The sequence below is a fragment of the Rhodococcus sp. PvP016 genome, from assembly GCF_017832185.1.
Lineage (GTDB): Bacteria > Actinomycetota > Actinomycetes > Mycobacteriales > Mycobacteriaceae > Rhodococcoides.
On record NZ_JAFIBH010000001.1, the window covers coordinates 82,663 to 101,150 of the forward strand.

21 protein-coding genes are annotated in these 18,488 nt (G+C 67.3%); 7 read left to right on the forward strand and 14 right to left on the reverse strand.

Going from position 1 to position 18,488, the window contains the following annotated elements:
- Positions 1 to 146 precede the first annotated feature (146 nt).
- The 6 genes from JOE30_RS00320 to JOE30_RS00345 all read left to right on the forward strand — a co-directional run bounded on the left by JOE30_RS00320 (position 147) and on the right by JOE30_RS00345 (position 9,144).
- A complete protein-coding gene (locus tag JOE30_RS00320; protein ID WP_204870636.1) occupies positions 147 to 1,499 on the forward strand; it encodes an AIM24 family protein in 1,353 nt (450 codons plus the stop codon).
- Between the two features lie 137 nt (positions 1,500 to 1,636).
- Positions 1,637 to 2,659, forward strand: a complete 1,023-nt coding sequence (locus JOE30_RS00325) for a DUF559 domain-containing protein (RefSeq protein ID WP_307806007.1) — start codon at positions 1,637 to 1,639, stop codon at positions 2,657 to 2,659.
- Complete coding sequence (locus JOE30_RS00330; RefSeq protein ID WP_204868932.1) at positions 2,656 to 3,342, forward strand: hypothetical protein; 687 nt, start codon at positions 2,656 to 2,658, stop codon at positions 3,340 to 3,342. Before JOE30_RS00325 ends, JOE30_RS00330 begins: the two co-directional genes overlap by 4 nt.
- A gap of 14 nt (positions 3,343 to 3,356) precedes the next feature.
- Entirely contained in the window at positions 3,357 to 6,476 is a 3,120-nt protein-coding gene (locus tag JOE30_RS00335) for a helicase HerA domain-containing protein (RefSeq protein WP_204868933.1), read from the forward strand.
- A 42-nt stretch (positions 6,477 to 6,518) separates the two neighbouring features.
- A complete protein-coding gene (locus JOE30_RS00340; RefSeq protein WP_204868934.1) occupies positions 6,519 to 7,523 on the forward strand; it encodes an aldo/keto reductase family protein in 1,005 nt (334 codons plus the stop codon).
- Positions 7,524 to 7,599: 76 nt separating this feature from the next.
- Positions 7,600 to 9,144, forward strand: a complete 1,545-nt coding sequence (locus JOE30_RS00345; RefSeq protein ID WP_239532450.1) for a sodium:alanine symporter family protein — start codon at positions 7,600 to 7,602, stop codon at positions 9,142 to 9,144.
- Position 9,145: 1 nt separating this feature from the next.
- Here the strand turns inward: JOE30_RS00345 and JOE30_RS00350 are convergent, their stop codons facing one another.
- The 12 genes from JOE30_RS00350 to rpsJ all read right to left on the reverse strand — a co-directional run bounded on the left by JOE30_RS00350 (position 9,146) and on the right by rpsJ (position 15,241).
- On the reverse strand, positions 9,146 to 9,838 hold the full coding sequence (locus JOE30_RS00350; RefSeq protein WP_204870642.1) for a hypothetical protein: 693 nt from the start codon (positions 9,836 to 9,838) through the stop codon (positions 9,146 to 9,148).
- Between the two features lie 99 nt (positions 9,839 to 9,937).
- Complete coding sequence (gene rpsQ, locus JOE30_RS00355) at positions 9,938 to 10,219, reverse strand: 30S ribosomal protein S17 (RefSeq protein WP_042575434.1); 282 nt, start codon at positions 10,217 to 10,219, stop codon at positions 9,938 to 9,940.
- Positions 10,216 to 10,461, reverse strand: a complete 246-nt coding sequence (gene rpmC, locus JOE30_RS00360; protein WP_027504654.1) for a 50S ribosomal protein L29 — start codon at positions 10,459 to 10,461, stop codon at positions 10,216 to 10,218. Before rpmC ends, rpsQ begins: the two co-directional genes overlap by 4 nt.
- Positions 10,461 to 10,877, reverse strand: coding sequence for a 50S ribosomal protein L16 (rplP, locus tag JOE30_RS00365; protein ID WP_027504653.1), 417 nt, complete (start codon positions 10,875 to 10,877; stop codon positions 10,461 to 10,463). The genes rpmC and rplP overlap by 1 nt, the downstream gene beginning before the upstream one ends.
- Positions 10,878 to 10,880: 3 nt before the next feature.
- Positions 10,881 to 11,684, reverse strand: coding sequence for a 30S ribosomal protein S3 (gene rpsC, locus JOE30_RS00370; protein ID WP_027504652.1), 804 nt, complete (start codon positions 11,682 to 11,684; stop codon positions 10,881 to 10,883).
- On the reverse strand, positions 11,684 to 12,088 hold the full coding sequence (gene rplV / locus JOE30_RS00375) for a 50S ribosomal protein L22 (RefSeq protein WP_027504651.1): 405 nt from the start codon (positions 12,086 to 12,088) through the stop codon (positions 11,684 to 11,686). Before rplV ends, rpsC begins: the two co-directional genes overlap by 1 nt.
- Entirely contained in the window at positions 12,085 to 12,366 is a 282-nt protein-coding gene (gene rpsS, locus JOE30_RS00380; RefSeq protein ID WP_027504650.1) for a 30S ribosomal protein S19, read from the reverse strand. Before rpsS ends, rplV begins: the two co-directional genes overlap by 4 nt.
- 17 nt (positions 12,367 to 12,383) lie before the next feature.
- Positions 12,384 to 13,220 (reverse strand): 50S ribosomal protein L2, encoded by an 837-nt coding sequence (gene rplB, locus JOE30_RS00385; protein ID WP_027504649.1) that lies wholly within the window; start codon positions 13,218 to 13,220, stop codon positions 12,384 to 12,386.
- A 47-nt stretch (positions 13,221 to 13,267) separates the two neighbouring features.
- Positions 13,268 to 13,573: a 50S ribosomal protein L23 gene (gene rplW / locus JOE30_RS00390; RefSeq protein ID WP_027504648.1), complete on the reverse strand. Its 306-nt coding sequence runs from the start codon at positions 13,571 to 13,573 to the stop codon at positions 13,268 to 13,270.
- Complete coding sequence (gene rplD, locus JOE30_RS00395; protein ID WP_027504647.1) at positions 13,570 to 14,259, reverse strand: 50S ribosomal protein L4; 690 nt, start codon at positions 14,257 to 14,259, stop codon at positions 13,570 to 13,572. The genes rplW and rplD overlap by 4 nt, the downstream gene beginning before the upstream one ends.
- Positions 14,256 to 14,921, reverse strand: a complete 666-nt coding sequence (gene rplC, locus JOE30_RS00400) for a 50S ribosomal protein L3 (protein WP_204868935.1) — start codon at positions 14,919 to 14,921, stop codon at positions 14,256 to 14,258. Before rplC ends, rplD begins: the two co-directional genes overlap by 4 nt.
- Before the next feature lie 14 nt (positions 14,922 to 14,935).
- Positions 14,936 to 15,241, reverse strand: a complete 306-nt coding sequence (rpsJ, locus tag JOE30_RS00405) for a 30S ribosomal protein S10 (RefSeq protein WP_003938093.1) — start codon at positions 15,239 to 15,241, stop codon at positions 14,936 to 14,938.
- A gap of 541 nt (positions 15,242 to 15,782) precedes the next feature.
- Between rpsJ and JOE30_RS00410 the strand changes: the two genes are divergently transcribed.
- The gene (locus tag JOE30_RS00410) at positions 15,783 to 16,259 is read left to right on the forward strand and encodes a hotdog fold domain-containing protein (protein ID WP_204868936.1); all 477 of its coding nucleotides are present in this window, start codon (positions 15,783 to 15,785) and stop codon (positions 16,257 to 16,259) included.
- Positions 16,260 to 16,376: 117 nt separating this feature from the next.
- On the opposite strand, the gene JOE30_RS00415 is transcribed toward JOE30_RS00410, so the two are convergent.
- Together JOE30_RS00415 and JOE30_RS00420 are read right to left on the reverse strand one after the other, a co-directional pair.
- Entirely contained in the window at positions 16,377 to 17,267 is an 891-nt protein-coding gene (locus tag JOE30_RS00415) for a glycosyltransferase (protein ID WP_204868937.1), read from the reverse strand.
- A gap of 87 nt (positions 17,268 to 17,354) precedes the next feature.
- Positions 17,355 to 18,389, reverse strand: a complete 1,035-nt coding sequence (locus JOE30_RS00420; protein ID WP_204868938.1) for an alpha/beta hydrolase family protein — start codon at positions 18,387 to 18,389, stop codon at positions 17,355 to 17,357.
- Between the last annotated feature and the right edge of the window lie 99 nt (positions 18,390 to 18,488).

Below are 18,488 nucleotides of genomic sequence, written 5' to 3' on the forward strand. Positions count from 1 at the left end.
ATACCGACCCGACGCGCGCGGTCTGTGGCCCTGGCCGACGCATGCGTCTACCACGGGCAACCGCTCTAGTGTAGGGAACACGCGGACGGGATCCAAATCCTTCACCGCGACGACGGCACAGGACTCTGTCAGGCGCCGGTGGCACACTGAGGTCCGTGGACAGCCTCGCACGGGGGGAGAACCGCCCCGCACCCTCGGACAGCCTCGACATCTCCGTGTCCGGCGCCGCCGTGGACGTCTCGGCGCTACTGCTGAACTCCGCGGGCCGGGTTCGATCGGACGCGGACCTCGTCTTCTTCAACAACCCGGTCGGCCCCGGCGTGACGTACGGCAGCGGCGGAATCCGCGTGGACACCCGCGCGGTGCCCCGCGACGTCGACACCGTGGCCGTCACCGCCAGCCTGGACGGATCGGGACCCACCACGTTCGGCGGCCTGGAGCCGACCATCTCCATCGGGCCCGACCTGTCGTTCCGGATGAGCGGACTCACGAGCGAGACCGCCGTCGTGTGCGTCGAGATCTACCGACGCGGCGACGCCTGGAAGGTCCGCGCCGTGGGCCAGGGCTTCGACGACGGACTCGCGGGCATCGCGACGAATTTCGGCATCACCGTCGACGACGAGCCCGCGCCGACCACCACCCCGACACCGGCACCGGCACCGGCACCGGCACCGGCACCGGCACCGGCACCGGCACCGGCACCGACCGTCGTCCCCACCACAGCACCACCACCACCACCCGTACCGACGCAGGGAGCACTGGCCGTGAGAAGTGAACTGTTCGCCCCCACCAACGCCGAGGTCCAGGGAGTCGGCATCCAGAAGCAGGGCAGCAAGATGGCCCGCGTCGCGATGAACGGCGAGATCATGGCGCGCTCGGGATCGATGGTGGCCTACCAGGGCGACCTGAAGTTCGAGGCGCAGGGATCCGGCGGCATCGGCAACATGATCCGTCGCACGGTGACGGGCGAGGGTGTGCCGCTGATGAAGGTGTCCGGTCGCGGCGACCTCTTCCTCGCGAACGCCGCCCAGGACGTGCACATCATCGACCTCGACGGCAGCGACGGTCTCACCATCAACGGCGCCAACGTGCTCGCGTTCGACTCGTCGCTGTCGTACCGCATCGGCCGGGTCCAGGGTGCGGCCGCCAGCAGCAACGCGGGCCTGTTCAACTGCATCTTCACCGGACAGGGGCGCATCGCCATCACCACCGACGGGCAACCCGTCGTCCTGAACGTCGACCAGCCCACCTTCGCGGATCCGCAGGCCGCGGTCGCGTGGTCGTCGAGCCTGCAGACCTCGGTCAAGAGCAACGATCAGCTCAACTTCGGCACCCTCATCGGCCGCAGCACCGGCGAACGCTTCACCCTGCAGTTCTCCGGGCAGGGATTCGTCGTCGTACAGCCGTCGGAGCAGCCGCCCGGCGGGTTCGTCGGCGGCACGGGCGGCGGGCAGCAGGCCGGTGTCGGCGGCGCGCTGGGTGGCCTGCTCGGACGGTGACCCGCGCGACACGGGTTCCCGTCCCCGGGTACGGTTTCGGGGATGGTAACCGACAGGGCAGGCCTGAAGTCGGTCGAAATCGGCCGCGGGGCGGTGGCCGGTCCGGTCGATCTCGATACCAGGGCGGGGGTGATGACGTGACCACACGCGTCGACACCGCGGTGCCCTGGTGGCACGACGCCCCGCTCGACCGGGTCGTGCGACTGTCCGGCGCCGCGATGCGCGATCTCGCCGAGTCGGTGGACCCGCTGCCGTCCGATGCTCCGGCCGCACTCTTCTTCACCCTGTCGAACGGCTCCGCGTCGGAGATGGTGGACGCCGTCGTCGGCGCGATCGAGCAGGCCGCACTCGACCTCGTCCCCTTCCTGCTGCCCGGCGACGTCGGCGACCGCTCGTCGCTGGCGCACGATGCGGCGCGGACCCGAGCGCGGCAGTGGGCGTCGACGAGCGAACACTTCGGTCCGTACCTCGCCCATCTCGCGGGCGCGTCGACGTCAGGCCGTCCCCTGCGTGTCGACTCCTTCGCTCGCGAGACCCGCGCCGCCGGTGCCGTCCGCGTGATCGCCGACGTCCACGGGCGAGAGCGCGCCGTCCTCGTCGTGGACGTCCCCGCCGACAGCGACCCGGCAGCGGTGGCGACCGCCGCGGAATGGTTGTGCAGCACCGGGACGGGAGTCTGGCTGACCGGCGCCGGTGCACCCGCTGTGGACAGGTTCTCGGTGCTGACCGTGCGCACCCCGTCGACCCCGGACGACGTGGACACCATCGTCGACCGCTTCCGCCCGCTGAGCTACCCACCCGTCGAGGGGCGTCCGCACGCGGCCAGCGCGGCGGAGATCCTGCTCGATCGCGTCCTCTCCACCCGCGAGTGGGCGGCGGGCCGACGCCACAACCGCTCCGTCCGGCCGACGACGTTGAGCAGACCGTTCACGTTGGACGTGTCGTGGGTCGATGAGAAGGTCGCCATCGAGATCGACGGCCACGAGCATCGTGCGCGTGCGCAGTTCGCCGACGACCGATCACGCGACAACCTGCTGCAGACGCACGGCTGGATCGTGTTGCGGTTCACCAACGAGGACGTGCTGGCGGATCACGAGAGCGTGATGACGATGATCGAACAGGCACTGCACCGACGACGATCGAAGGGGACTCCCACGTGAGCGCGAACGAGTTGACCGGCACCGAGGTGTCCGTGCTGATGGTGCTGATGGCCGAGGCACGCGCAGTGCGCAACCCCGAACTGTCGACGCTCGGGCCCGAGTTGAAGAAGCCCCACCGGGACCACCTCGTGTCGCTCGGCCTGATCGAGGTGGGCAAGCAGGGTCGAACGATGACCGTCGAGCTCACCGACAAGGGCTGGAAGCACTGCTCCGACCTGATGGGCACGCAGGCGCCGAAAGGTGCGGCCGGCCCCGGCAAGGCCCTCTTCACCGTCATGGCCGGCCTCGGTCGATGGTTCCATCGCGACGACGTCCGCCCCGCCGAGGTCTTCTTCCCGCGCGACACCCCGACGTCGATCACGGCGCCGCCGACCCCACCCAACGCCATCGTCGCCCCTGCGGTCCGCAGTGAACTGTCCGCCGCGGACGTCGAGCAGCGGATCCGGTCGACGTACGCGGACCTCGCTCGCGAGCCCGGAGCCTGGGTGCGGCTGTCGCGTCTGCGGCCCGCCCTGTCCGACATCTCGCGCGCGGATCTCGACGAGGCCCTCGCCCGGCTGCGGCGCGCCCCCGACGTCTCCCTCATCCCCGAGGAGAACCAGAAGACCCTGACCGACGAGGACCGCGCCGCGGCCGTCGACGTCGGCAACCAGCAGAACCACCTCTTGGCGATCGAACAGTGATGGGCGGCTCCACGATGACGACCACGAAGTCCGAACAGATCCGCGCTCTCGAGTCGGTGCGGCTGAGCTGGGCCCCCACACCCGACGACGTGTGGCGGTCCCAGTCGGACGTCCACGTGCCCGGGATGCACGAGCGGGTGTTCACCGAGGTCATGAGTGCCTACACCGACGCCGAGAACTCGGACGACGCCAGTCCGCTCGGTGTCGTCGTGCAGGGCCCCGCGGGTTCCGGCAAGACGCATCTTCTCGGACAGGTCCGCGAGGAGGTGCAGTCGCGCGGCGGCTACTTCTTCCTCATCCGGCTCCTCGACGCCGCGGGTTTCTGGCGCTCGACGCTGATGGGCATGCTGGACGACCTGAACCGCCCGTCGGGTCGCGATGACGACAGCCAGCTCCGCCTGGTCCTGCGACGGCTCTGCGAGATCGCCGGCGCAAGCGAGGACCAGCGGCGACAGGTCATGGGCGAGACCATGATCGACGCCGACACGCTGAACGAGTTCGTCACCGGGGTCTACAAGGCCCATCCCCGCCATCGTCGGACCTCCCAGCACACCCTGCGTGCCCTGGTCCTCTCGATCGCACCCGACGCGGCCGTGCAGGACATCGGCGACGCCTACCTGCAGTCGATCGACGACGTCGATGCCGACGAGTTCGAGTCGTGGGGCATCCGCCGCGCGGAGCTCGGACACCAGGGCATCGCGGAGAACATCTCCCGACTGCTCGCGATCACGGGCCCGACCATCCTCGCCATCGACCAGATCGACACCCTCGTCGCGCAGGCGCGCACCGGCGCCGACAAGGACTACGCGGACGAGCAGGAGGACAAGGTGGTCGAGCAGCTCGCCCACGGTCTGATGACTCTCCGCGAGACGTTGCCGCGCACCGCTTCCGTGTTGTCCGCGCTGTCGAGCGCGTGGGATCTGATCGCCGCTCGCGGGGTCGCACCGATGCGTGACCGGTTCCGGGTGACGCAGCGGCTCAAGCCGATCCCGTCGTCGGACGTCGGCCGCCTGCTGCTCGAGCGTCGCCTCGAGGCGTGCTTCCGCGAGGTCGGCTTCGCCACCCCGCACCCGACGTGGCCGGTGGCCGTCGACGCGTTCGACAAGGCGCCGGACTTCACTCCCCGCCAGCTGCTCATCGCCGTCGACAAGCACATCCGTCACTGCCTCGAGACCGGCGTGGCGACGGAATTGACCGACTTCGCCTCCAGCGGAGGCGGATCGGACGCACCGTCGCTGCCGACGGCCAAGCGTTCCGAGCTCGAGGCTCTCGACGAGCGCTACAGCCAGTTGCGCAGCGCCGCGGACGTGTCGACGCCCCTCGAGCCCGGCACCGAGGACAGCCTCGTCCCGGCACTGCTCTCCGCCGGCCTCGACGCCTGGATCCACGAGCACCAGTCGTCCGACGACAGCCTCGCGCAGGATCCTCCGCCGAGCGGCCGCCCGGCACTGCACGCACGGCTGCGCCACACCGTCGACAGCGACACCGACGACGAGGAACACTGGTGCTTCCGCGCCGTCTCCTCCACCAATGCCCGTGCGGCACTGGCTCGTATCGAGCGGGCCGTCACCGCGGCGGGTCTGCACATCGACATGCCGCGCCGTCGATTGATCCTCATCCGCAACGCGCCCTGGCCCAAGGGTGCGAAGACGGAACAGACCGTGGCGGCGCTGCACCGCGCCGGTGGTGTCGAGGTACCGCTGAGCGAGGACGATCGCCGCTCCCTGCACGCCCTGGGCACTCTTCGGTCGGAGAACTCGCCGGCCCTCACGTCGTGGCTGCTCGCTCGCAAGCCGGCGCACGAGATCGCGCTGTTCCGCGAGGTGCTGCCCGACGCGAGCGTCGTCGACGACGATCAGGCACTCATCGAACCCGAGGTGTCGCAGGCTCCCGCATCCACTCCGCGCCGGGAGCAGATCGAGATGGGGACGGAGCTCAGTACCAACGCCGAGGTCCGCATCCCGCTCGAGGCGCTGCGCAAGCACACGGCGATCTTCGCCGGATCGGGCAGCGGCAAGACCGTCCTCATCCGCCGGCTGGTCGAGGAGTGTGCCCTGCACGGTGTCTCGTCGATCGTGCTGGACATCAACAACGACCTCGCCCGCCTCGGGACACCGTGGCCGGAGGACGAGCGCACGTGGCCGCCGGGCGACGAGGCGAAAGCTGCTGCCTACCTACGGGACACGGACGTCGTCATCTGGACTCCGCGCAAGTCGTCGGGTCGGCCGCTCAGTTTCCAGCCGCTCCCCGACTTCGCCAGCGTCGTCAACGACAAGGACGAGTTCGACGCGTCCGTCGAGTCCGGCCTCGCGGCGCTGGCTCCCGCCGCACTGGCGACGGGCACCACGGAGAAGGCGAAGCACCGCCAGGCGGTGCTGCGCGCGGCACTCGACGGGTTCGGGCGGCGCGCGGCCGGCGACATGTCGGACTTCGTCGACCTGCTGGAGAATCTCCCCGCCGACGCCAGTGATCTGCGTGACGCCGTGCGCATCGCGGCCGATCTCGCCGAGAACCTCAAGGCCGCGATGACGAACGACCCGATGTTCGCCGGGTCCGGCACACCCGTCGATCCGGGTGTGCTGCTCACCCCGACCGAGGGGAAGAAGGCGCGTGTGTCCGTCATCAACCTCTCGGGGCTCACCACCGAGGAGCAGAAGCAGAGCTTCGTCAATCAGCTGCAGATGGGTCTGTTCGCCTGGATCAAGAAGAATCCGGCCGGTGATCGACCGCTCGGCGGACTCTTCGTCATGGACGAGGCGCAGAACTATGCGCCCTCGGACAAGGCGACACCGGCCACGCACAGCACGCTCGCACTCGCGTCGCAGGCCCGGAAGTACGGCCTGGGGCTCGTCTTCGCGACGCAGGCACCCAAGGGGCTGCACAACCGCATCGCCGGAAACGCGGCCACGCAGTTCTACGGCTTGCTGAACAGTCCCGCCCAGATCCAGGCGGCGCAGGAGATGGCGCGCGCCAAGGGCGGCTCCGTGCCCGACGTCGGACGTCTGCCCGCAGGTCAGTTCTACGCGGCGGTCGAGGGTTCGGAGTTCCGGCGCACGGCCACTCCGCTGTGCCTCACCTTCCACCCGAAGAGCCCGCCGACCGAGGAAGAGGTCCTCGCGCTGGCTCGCGAGTGAGGGAGGAGGTCCGCGCGCCGGCCCGCGAGTAGCGTTGTTCGCATGGCTTACAGATTTCTGGGCAACAGCGGACTCAAGGTTTCCGAGATCACCTACGGCAACTGGCTCACCCACGGGTCGCAGGTGGAGAACGACGTCGCGACCGCCTGCGTGAAGGCAGCTCTCGACGCCGGCATCACGACGTTCGACACCGCGGACGTCTACGCCAACGGCGCGGCCGAGACGGTGCTGGGCAAGGCGGTGGCGGGCGAACGTCGTGAAGGTCTCGAGATCTTCACCAAGGTGTACTTCCCGGTCGGCGAGAAGGGCCCGAACGACACGGGGCTCTCGCGCAAACACATCTTCGAGGGCATCGAGAACTCGCTCCGACGCCTCGGCACCGACTACGTCGACCTGTACCAGGCACACCGCTACGACCACGAGACGCCGCTCGAGGAGACCATCGCCGCCTTCGGTGACGTCGTCCAGCAGGGCAAGGCGTTGTACATCGGCGTGTCCGAGTGGACCGCGGACCAGCTGCGCGAAGCGCAGACACTCGCCCGGCAGCGCGGATTCTCCATCGTCTCCAATCAGCCTCAGTACTCGGCACTCTGGCGCGTCATCGAGTCCGACGTGGTCCCGGCGTCCAAGGAACTCGGCATCTCGCAGATCGTCTGGTCGCCGCTGGCTCAAGGCGTCCTCACGGGCAAGTACGTTCCCGGACAGCCGCTTCCCGAGGGCTCGCGCGCGACCGACGACAAGGGCGGCGCGGACATGATCTCGCGCTACATGAACGACGAGACGCTGACGCGCGTGCAGAAGCTGAAGCCGATCGCCGACGACCTGGGCATCACGATGTCCCAGCTCGCCATCGCCTGGGTGCTGGCCAACGACAACATCGCGGCCGCTCTCGTCGGAGCTTCCCGTCCCGAGCAGATCGCCGACAACGTCAAGGCGCAGGACGTCACCCTCGACGCCGACGTGCTCGCGAAGATCGACGAGGCACTCGGTGACATCGTCGAGAAGGACCCCTCGAAGACGGTGAGTCCCGAGAAGCGTCTGGTCTGAGGTCAAGATCAGGTAAAGGATCGGTCAGACACGCCTGAAGGCGTGCAGGATCCGGGATGCCGGGGTCGAATGAGACATGACTTCCGTACCCCGGATCCTTGCAGCCGATGGCGGCACCCTGAGTTCCATCGAGAATGCGATCAACTCGGCGTTCGAACCGATCACCGAGGCGGTGTCCGGTGTCGTCTTCTACTCGGTGAACATCGCCGGCGCGTCGGTCCCGCTCGTGGTGCTGTGGCTGCTCGCAGCTGCACTCATTTTCACCGCGACGTTCAAGTTCCTGCAGATCCGTGGCGCCAAACACGCGGTGGAACTGGTCAGCGGCAAGTTCGACGACCCGGACGCGCCCGGCGAGGTGAGTCACTTCCGCGCGTTGACGGCCGCCGTGTCCGGCACCGTCGGACTGGGCAATATCGCCGGCGTGGCGGTCGCGGTCACGCTGGGCGGCCCCGGCGCCACGCTGTGGATGATCCTCGCCGGGTTCCTCGGCATGGCCACCAAGTTCGTCGAATGCACCCTGGGCGTGAAGTACCGCGACGTCCACGAGGACGGCACCGTCTCCGGCGGCCCGATGAAATATCTGACCAAGGGCCTCGCAGAACGCGGCATGAGCCGACTCGGCAAGATCATGGCGACTGTCTACGCCGTCATCATCATCTTCTTCGGCATCTCCGGCGGCAACATGTTCCAGGCGAACCAGACCTACGCCCAGGTTCGTAGCGTCACCGGCGGCGACGACGGCTTTCTCGGCTCGGACGGTGCCAAGTTCGCGTTCGGACTCGTGGTTGCGGTGGTCATCGGTCTCGTCATCATCGGCGGCATGAAGTCGATCTCGGCCGTGACGGCGAAGCTCGTCCCCTCGATGGCGATCATCTACATCGTCGCCTGCGCCATCGTCATCGGCGTGAACGTCGAGCAGGTCCCCGGGGCCTTCACGGCAATCTTCGAAGGTGCCTTCTCTCCCTCCGGTGTCACCGGAGGCGTCCTCGGCGTCATGATCATCGGAATCCAGCGCGCTGCGTTCTCGAACGAGGCAGGACTCGGATCGGCGTCCATCGCCCACTCGGCCGTCAAGACGCGCCACCCGGTCACCGAGGGATTCGTGGCCATGCTCGAGCCGTTCATCGACACGGTCGTCATCTGCACGGCCACCGCCCTCACCATCGTCATCGCCAACACGCAGACATGGCAGGACCAGCGCGCAGTCGTCGCCGAGACCGGTGAACTGCCCGCCGGTGGCGTCACGCTGACCTCCGACGCCTTCGAGACGGTCCTCCCCTGGTTCCCGTACATCTTGACCGTCGCGGTCGCCCTCTTCGCGCTGTCCACCGCGATCACGTGGGCGTACTACGGGTCGCAGGCGTGGACGTCCCTCTTCGGCCGGAGCGCCCTCGCCAAGCACAGCTTCAACGTGACCTTCTGCCTGTTCACCGTCGTCGGCACGGTGCTGTCGCTGGGATCCGTACTCGACTTCGCGGACGCGGCGCTGTTCGCGCTGGCCTTCGTCAACATCATCGGCCTGTACCTGCTGCTTCCCGTGGTGAGGCGGGAGTTGCGCGACTACATGGCGCATCGCCGGGGTGAGACGGTGGCGGTCGACGACGTGGACGTCACGCGCTGACCTATGCCTCCAACGCCCCCGCGATCCGCTGCTCGATCTGCGCGTACGCGGTCGTCGGCAGCGTCACCAGGCCCTCGAGCTCGGTGCGCGCCTTGCGGTACGCCGCCTGTCGTTCGGCGGGGGTCGAGGCGCCGTCCAAGGCCATGCGCAGCAGCGACTGTGCGCGGGTGAGACGGTTCTGCTCCGCCTCGCTGAAGTTCCCGCGTCGACGACGCTTGGCCTCGGACTCGGCGGCGGTGAACGCCACGGCGTAGTCGTGCACGGCCGAGCGGTAGAGCCGCTGCGCCTCCGGATCGTCGACCAGCTCGTCCGCCGCCGACGGCCGGAGGGAATCGGCCTCGAGCTTGGCGCGATGGAAGGCCACCGTCATCGGGTCGCGCATGTTCGTCATCATCGGGAACTCGAGCAGGTTGATGACGTCGGTCTCGTAGGCGAACCACCGAGCGTTCACGTCGTCGTGCTCCGCGAGCGCCTTCTCGACGGACCGACGTTGCGCGTCCGCATCCTGCTTCGAGGCCTTGGTCAGTTCGAGCGCCGCGACCTTGGCCTCCTGCTTGATGCGGTACCGCTCGAGGCGACGATCCGCACGGCGCTCGTTCGCGGCGCCGACCGCCTTGGCCGCCCCCGCGATGGACCCGCCGAAGACGAACCACAGCCACCAGTACTGGCCGGCGAACTGCACCACAGCATCCATGCGCATCCCCTCTCGTCCGGCCATCGTAGCGACGGTGCCGGACGCAGAACGACCCCGCACTCACGAGGAGTGCGGGGTCGTCCATGGGTGCAGCAGGTGTTACTTGGCCTTCTCGAGGACCTCGACCAGTCGCCAGTGCTTCGTGGCGGACAGGGGGCGGGTCTCCATGAGCTGAACGCGGTCGCCGACGCCGGCGACTCCGTTCTCGTCATGGGCCTTGACCTTGGTGGTGCGTCGGATGATCTTGCCGTAGAGGGCGTGCTTCACACGGTCCTCGAGCTCGACGACGATCGTCTTCTGCATCTTGTCGGAGACGACGTAACCGATACGTGTCTTCCGGCTGTTGCGTGCTTCTTCAGTGGTCACTGTTTCCTCGCTCATGCTGCGTCACCTGCCGTGTCCTCGGAAGGACCTGCGGCGAGCCCGAGCTCACGCTCGCGCATCACGGTGTAGATGCGCGCGATCTCGTGGCGGACGACGCGCAGCCGACGGTTGTTGTCCAGCTGGCCGGTGGCCATCTGGAAGCGGAGGTTGAACAGCTCCTCCTTCGACTCACGAAGGCGGGTGATCAGTTCTTCGTCGCCGAGCTCGCGGAGCTCGGCAGCCGGGGTACCGGTAGCCATCAGAACTGAACCTCCCTCGTGATGATGCGTGCCTTGATCGGCAGCTTGTGAATCGCGCGCGTCAGTGCTTCACGAGCGATCTGCTCGTCCGGGTAGCTGAGCTCGAAGAGCACGCGGCCGGGCTTGACGTTGGCGACCCACCACTCCGGCGAACCCTTACCGGAACCCATGCGGGTCTCGGCAGGCTTCTTCGTGAGCGGACGGTCCGGGTAGATGTTGATCCAGACCTTGCCACCACGCTTGATGTGGCGGGTGACGGCGATACGGGCTGCCTCGATCTGACGGTTGGTGATGTAGGCGGGCTCGAGAGCCTGGATGCCGTATTCACCGAAGGTCACCTGAGTTCCGCCCTTGGCGGCACCCGAACGCTTGGGGTGGTGCTGCTTGCGGTGCTTGACCCGACGGGGGATCAACATGCGTCAGCCCTCCTTCTGCTCGGTCGTAGCGGGTGCATCAGCGGTTGCGGTCGCTGCGCGGCCGGCCTCGGTGCTGGTCGCCGTGGTGCCCGAGGCACCGCTGCGACGCGGACGAGACGGACGCTCACGACGGGGACGATCGCCTGCCGGAGCAGCGGCGGCGACAGCTTCACGCTTGCCACCGACGATGTCGCCCTTGTAGATCCAGACCTTCACGCCGATGCGACCGAAGGTGGTCTTCGCCTCGTAGAGGCCGTAGTCGATGTCCGCACGCAGCGTGTGCAGCGGAACGCGACCTTCGCGGTAGAACTCGGAACGGCTCATCTCCGCGCCGCCGAGGCGACCGGAGCACTGAACGCGGATGCCCTTGACGTTCGGCTGACGCATGGCCGACTGGATGGCCTTGCGCATCGCACGACGGAACGCGACACGGTTCGAGAGCTGCTCGGCCACACCCTGTGCGACGAGCTGCGCCTCGGACTCGGCGTTCTTGACCTCGAGGATGTTCAGCTGGACCTGCTTGCCGGTCAGCTTCTCGAGCTCGGAACGGATGCGATCCGCCTCGGCGCCGCGGCGACCGATGACGATGCCCGGACGCGCGGTGTGGATGTCGACGCGAACCCGATCACGGGTGCGCTCGATCTCCACCTTGGCGATGCCGGCGCGCTCCATGCCCGTGGCGAGGAGCTTGCGGATCTGCACGTCTTCCTTGACGTACTCCGCGTACTGCTTGTCTGCGTACCAGCGGGACTTCCAGTCGGTCGTGATGCCGAGGCGGAAGCCGTGCGGGTTGATCTTCTGGCCCACTACTGAGCTCCCTTCCGGCGACCACGTGTCGAGCCGCCGGTCTTGGGCAGGCTCTCCACGATGACCGTGATGTGAGATGTGCGCTTACGAATGCGGAACGCACGACCCTGGGCACGAGGCTGGAAACGCTTGAGGGTCGCGCCCTCGTCGACGAATGCAGCCGAGACGATCAACGTGCTCGGATCGAGATCCAGGTTGTTCTCCGCGTTGGCCGCTGCCGAGGCAACGACCTTGGCGACGGGCTCGCTGGCGGCCTGCGGTGCGAACTTGAGGATGTTCAGGGCATCCTCGACGCTCTTACCGCGGACCAGGTCCACGACGCGACGGGCCTTCATCGGCGTCACGCGAACGTGCTTGGCCGTGGCCCGGGCGATCGGGTTGTCGGTGGGGGTGAAGTTGGTCATCGCCGCTTCGCCTTCCGGTCGTCCTTGATGTGACCCTTGAAGGTCCTCGTCGGCGCGAATTCACCGAGCTTGTGTCCGACCATGGCATCCGAGACGAACACCGGGACATGCTTGCGACCGTCGTGGACGGCGAAGGTGTGACCGATGAAGTCGGGGGTGATGGTCGAGCGGCGTGACCAGGTCTTGATGACCTGCTTCGTGCCCTTGTCGTTCTGAACGTCCACCTTTTTCAGGAGGTGGTCGTCGACGAACGGGCCCTTCTTCAGACTGCGTGGCATCTGCTACTCCCTCCTGATTATCGCTTGTTCTTGCCGGTGCGGCGGCGGCGGACGATGAGCTGATCGCTCGGCTTGTTCTTGCGGGTACGGCCTTCCGGCTGTCCCCAGGGGCTGACCGGGTGGCGACCACCGGAGGTCTTGCCCTCGCCACCACCGTGCGGGTGGTCGACCGGGTTCATGACGACACCACGGACGGTCGGGCGCTTGCCCTTCCAGCGCATGCGGCCGGCCTTGCCCCAGTTGATGTTGGACTGCTCGGCGTTGCCCACCTCGCCGACGGTGGCGCGGCAGCGCACGTCGACTCGACGGATCTCACCGGACGGCATACGCAGCGTGGCGTAGGCGCCTTCCTTGCCGAGGAGCTGAGCACCGGCGCCGGCGGAGCGGACCATCTTGGCGCCGCCACCCGGACGAAGCTCCACCGCGTGGATGGTGGTACCCGTCGGGATGTTGCGGAGCGGCAGGTTGTTGCCGGGCTTGATGTCGGCCGTGGCACCCGACTCGATGGGCGAACCCTGCGAGATGCCCTTCGGCGCGATGATGTAGCGCTTCTCACCGTCTGCGAAGTGCAGCAGCGCGATGTTGGCGGTGCGGTTGGGGTCGTACTCGATGTGAGCGACCTTGGCCGGCACGCCGTCCTTGTCGTTGCGGCGGAAGTCGATGAGCCGGTAGGCGCGCTTGTGACCGCCACCCTTGTGACGGGTGGTGATGCGGCCGTGTGCGTTGCGGCCACCGCGGCCGTGCAGCGGGCGGATGAGCGACTTCTCCGGTGTCGAGCGCGTGATCTCCGCGAAATCGGAGACACTCGCGCCACGACGACCGGGAGTGGTCGGCTTGTACTTACGAATTGCCATGTTTGTCTCGTCCCTTGATCCTCGAGGACCCTCTGAGCTCCGGCCGCTTACGCGACCGGGCCTCCGAAGATCTCGATGGGCTTGCTGTCGGCCGAGAGGGTCACGAGCGCGCGCTTGGTGCTCTTACGCGTGCCGTAGCCGAATCGGGTCCGCTTGCGCTTGCCCTGCCGGTTGGCGGTGTTCACGCTGGTCACAGTCACGCCGAAAACCTTCTCGACAGCGATCTTGATCTGCGTCTTGTTCGAGTCGGGGTGCACGATGAACGTGTAGGTCCCCTGCTCGATGAGCCCGTACGACTTCTCCGAGATGACCGGGGCCAGCAGGATGTCGCGGGGATCGGCAATGGTGCTCACTTGTCCTCCTCCTGTGAATCCGTTGCTGCCTTGGCCGGTCCTGCGATGAACGTGTTCAGTGCCTCGACACTGAAGATCACGTCGTCTGCCTCGAGGACGTCGTAGGTGTTGAGCTGATCGGGCGCGATGGGGTGAACGCCGTCGAGGTTCTGGACGGACTTCCATGCGGCCAGGTCTGCGCGGCCGATGACCAGCAGGACCTTCTTGCGATCGGTGAGCTCCGCGAGGAACGTGCGAGCACCCTTGGTGGAGGGCACCTGTCCCGCGACGAGCTCGGTGATCACGTGGATGCGCTCGCTGCGCGCCCGGTCGGAGAGAGCACCGCGCAGAGCTGCGGCGATCATCTTCTTGGGGGTGCGCTGGCTGTAGTCGCGCGGCTGCGGGCCGTGGACGGTGCCACCGCCGACGAACTGCGGTGCACGGGTCGAGCCCTGACGGGCGCGGCCGGTGCCCTTCTGGCGGTACGGCTTCTTGCCGCCACCGCGGACCTCGCCACGCGTCTTCGTCGAGTGCGTTCCCTGACGTGCCGCAGCGAGCTGCGCGACGACGACCTGGTGCATCAGCGCGATGTTCGCGGTGCGGTCGAAGATCTCGGCGGGGAGATCGACGGTGCCGTTGGTCTTGCCACCGAGCTCCTTGACGTCGAGCGTCAGGTTGGCTTCGGTCTTCTTCTCGAGACTGGTCATGCTCGCGCACCACCCTTCACTGCGCTCTTGACGATCACGACGCCGCCCTTGCGGCCCGGGATCGCACCCTTGATCAGCAGCAGACCGTTCTCGGCATCGACCTTGTGCACCGAGAGGTTCTGCGTGGTGATGCGGTCGCTACCCATGCGGCCCGACATGCGCATGCCCTTGAAGACACGGCCGGGGGTCGCGCAGCCACCGATGGAACCGGGGCGGCGGTGGACAGCCTGCGCACCGTGGCTCGCGCCCTGGCCCTTGAAGCCGTGGCGCTTCATCGTTCCCGCGAAGCCCTTGCCCTTGCTGACTCCGGTGACGTCGACGAAGGCGCCGTCCTCGAACTCGGCAGCGGTGAGCTCCTGGCCGATCTCGTAGCCCGCGGCGTCGGCGACGCGCAGCTCCGCGAGATGACGGCGAGGCGTGACGCCTGCCTTGGTGAACTGGCCGGTGACCGGCTTGTTCACCTTGCGGGGATCGATGGCACCGAAGGCGACCTGGACGGCGCTGTAGCCGTCGCGCTCCTCGGTACGGATCGCGGTCACGACGTTCGGGTCGGCCTTGATGACGGTGACCGGAACGACGCGGTTGTTCTCGTCGAAGACCTGGGTCATGCCGAGCTTGGTGCCCAGAATGCCCTTGGCCGGACGCTTGATGTTGTCAGTCATGGTTGTCTCCGCGCTCACTGAATGTTGACGTCGACGCTTGCCGGCAGGTCGATGCGCATGAGCGCGTCGACCGTCTTCGGCGTCGGGTCGAGAATGTCGATGAGTCGCTTGTGCGTGCGCATCTCGAAGTGCTCGCGAGAGTCCTTGTACTTGTGCGGCGAACGGATGACGCAGTACACGTTCTTCTCGGTGGGCAACGGCACAGGTCCGACCACACGTGCCCCGGTGCGGGTCACGGTCTCGACGATCTTGCGCGCGGACGCGTCGATCGCCTCGTGGTCGTAGGCCTTGAGCCTGATGCGGATCTTTTGTCCCGCCACGCTTATGTCCTCTTCCTTGCCCTGGTTAACCGTTGGTCAGGTCTCTCGTCTCCGGATGTCGATCCGGAGAACCCGGCAGTGTGCTGACCCGACGCCGGCATGAAGCCGAGCGCGAGGCGCATCCATGAGGACGAACGTGGCGGACTCTCGCATCCACGCACACGCGTGGCCAGGAGGAATCCGTTGCCGCTGTTCATCTGTCATGGTTCTCCGGTCCACGCGGTCGGGCGTGTCGCATTCCCGCACATGATTCTCCCCTCGGCCCGAACTCGACCGGCGGGAGAACGCGGACCGGATGCGCCCATCGTGCCGGCGCAATCACTGCATGTCGTTCTCGTCGCATACCTCGACCGTGAGATCATGTCGCAACACGCACGACAACAACCACCTCGGTCAAGGCAACCCGAACAGTATGACCCACGCCGGGGGTCGAGTTCAAATCGAGGCGGTACCGCCGCCGGTGCGCACCGACTGCGGGACGAGCAGCACCCGCTCGATCGGGCCACTCGCCCGACAACTTACCGCCGAGTAAGGTGCAGCCATGGCCACGGTCACCAGAACGTACGCGCTCTGGCAGCGACTTCCCGGCGGGATCACCCGCTCCCTGGCGTTCTCCGCGGGGATGTGTGTCCGCGTGCCCTTCTTCGCCACAGTCCTCCCCCGCGTGCGGGAGCTCGCCCCCGGACGGTGCGTGGTCTCCGGGCCGACGTGGTTCGGAGTGCACAACCACCTGGGCACCTTCCACGCCATCGCGGCCTGCAATCTGGCCGAGGTGGCGATGGGGATGCTCGCCGAGGCGACGATCCCCACCACCCACCGGTGGATCCCGAAAGGCATGAACGTCCAGTACCTGGCCCCGGGCAGATCCGGGCTCACCGCCACCGCGCTGCTCGAGGACCGGCCGGACTGGGACTCGGTGACCAGCGGCGTGGAACTCGTGATCCCGGTCGGCTTGCGCGACACCGGCGGCACCGAGGTCGTCCACGCCGACATCACCGTGTGGGTCAGCCCGCGGTGACATCCGACCGGCCTCCGGCCTACCCGCGGTGACATCCGACCGGCCTCCGGCCTACCCGCGGTGACATCCGACCGGCCGCCGGCCTACCCGCGGTGATGTCCGGTGCTCTGCTGTCGGTCAGCTCCCGGGGGGTGCTTCCGACAGCGCTGCCGGCCGGAAGGTGCGCTCGGTGAGCAGTCGTCTCGGCGAGAAGGATCGGCGAACGGGGTCGTAGGCGCGGTACGGGAACCAGAACACCGCGTGCGACAACCAGGTGACCGGAGCGACGAGCCACCGCAGCGACCAGTTCGAGCGACCGTGGATCTCGAAACTGGTGATGCCGGCCTTGACGAACGACGTGTACTGCAGCGGCGGTGTCAACGCTCGCCGCGGCGAGATGTCGGCCCACATCTCGGTGGGCTGGACGATGGAGTATCCGGCCTCGATGAGGCACAGCGCGAAGTCGATGTCCTCGTGCACGTCGGATCGGGACGTCAGCTTGTCCTGAACTGCGTCCCATGCCTCCAGCCGCACCGCCATGTTGGCGCCGTGCATGTTGTCGATCTTCATTCCGTTGCCCAGGACCTTCGCCCGGACGAGGGCGTCGACGAGCCACTTCTTCGACCTGCTGAACGGCGAATCGTACGGCGCGCTCAATCCCGTGATACCACCGAGATTGAGATCGGAATCCGCGTCCCGGAATGTCCGCTTCACGGCGGACACCCATCCGGCACCAATTCGGGTGTCCGCGTCGATGCGTCCGACGATGTCCGACTTCGCTTCCCGGAAACCCGTGTTACGGGAGAAGAACAATCCTTTTCGCGGTTCGTGGACGAGACGAATCTTCGGCTCGCGTGCCGCGTACTCCTTCACGATCTGCACCGTGTCGTCCATCGACCCGTTGTCCACGACGATGACCTCGGACAACTCGTCGATCTGCGGCAACACGTGATCGAGACACGCTGCGATGTAGTCCTCCTCGTCGAGGACAGGAATGACGAGACTAGTGACAGTTCCCTGCATTGTCATGATCGGCGACCCCCTTTCCACCGTCGACAATAAGGGGACGCGCCGCGAAATTCGACACGGCCGCGGCCGTGGCGCACAGCGGCGGAATCACACTCCGAGCGACGCCGCCACCATGGGCCAGGATTCGTGCAGGTCCTCCTGCCAGTAGGCCCAGGAATGCGTTCCATTGTCGCGGAACTTGACCGTGGCCGGAATGCCGAGTTGCGCCAGTCGCTCCGCGAACGTCCGCGTGCAGGTGTTGGTGATCGACTCGATGCCGCCGCCCACGACGACCCGATTGATCAGTGCGGGGACGTCCCCTGCGATACGGGCACTCTGCAGAGTCTCGTCGAAGCCCGGGAGCCCACTTCCCGTGGTGACGTACAGAGGAGTGCCGCGCAGCTTGTCCGCGTTGAGCAACGCGTCGTTGGCCGCCCACTCCGGACCGTCGTCGGGTCCCCACATGTTCTCCGTGTCGCCCCCGCCGCGCGCCTCGACCACGAGCTTGACGAAGGCACGACCCAGGTCGTCCGACGTACCGGCACAGCCGCTGAAGGACGCGACCGACGAGTAGAAGCCGGGTCGATCGGCGGCCAACATCAGGACCGCGCTCGCCGCCATCGAGATGCCGCCGACGGCCTGTGTACCCGTGGTGACGAGAGACTGGTTCATGAGCGGGGGCAGCTCGTCGAGCAGGAAGGTCTCCCACTTGTTGCGGCCGAGCTCCGGGTCGTCCGCGACCCAGTCGGTGTAGTAACTGAACGCGCCGGCCTTCGGCACGACCACGTTGACATTCTTGTCCGCGAAGAACGTGGAGACATCCGCCTGATCGGGCCAGTTGCTCGACGGATCCTCGCCGCCACTCGCCCCGTTGAGCAGGTAGTACGTCGGGCGCGGGGCCGAGGTGTCGGCCGGCCGGAACACCTGCAGCGGAACCGACCGATCCATCGACGGCGAGTACACGGTGACGAGGTACTGCTGCCCGCCGACGAACTCCACACTCTCCACCCGCGCACCCGAGGCGGTCTCGACCGCGGCGATCGGTGCGTCGTCCGCACGAGCGACAGAGGGCGTGGCCGTCATGAGCGCACCGACCACCGCAGCGGCGACCAGAGCGGTGATCGGCCGTCGTGTCCACGTCATCGTCGTATCCCTCTCGCACTGCACTCCCGGCGACAGTGCACTGCCGTCACAGCAGTGTCATGCGCCCCATTGCCTCGCACTCTAGGCGACCTCACAGAC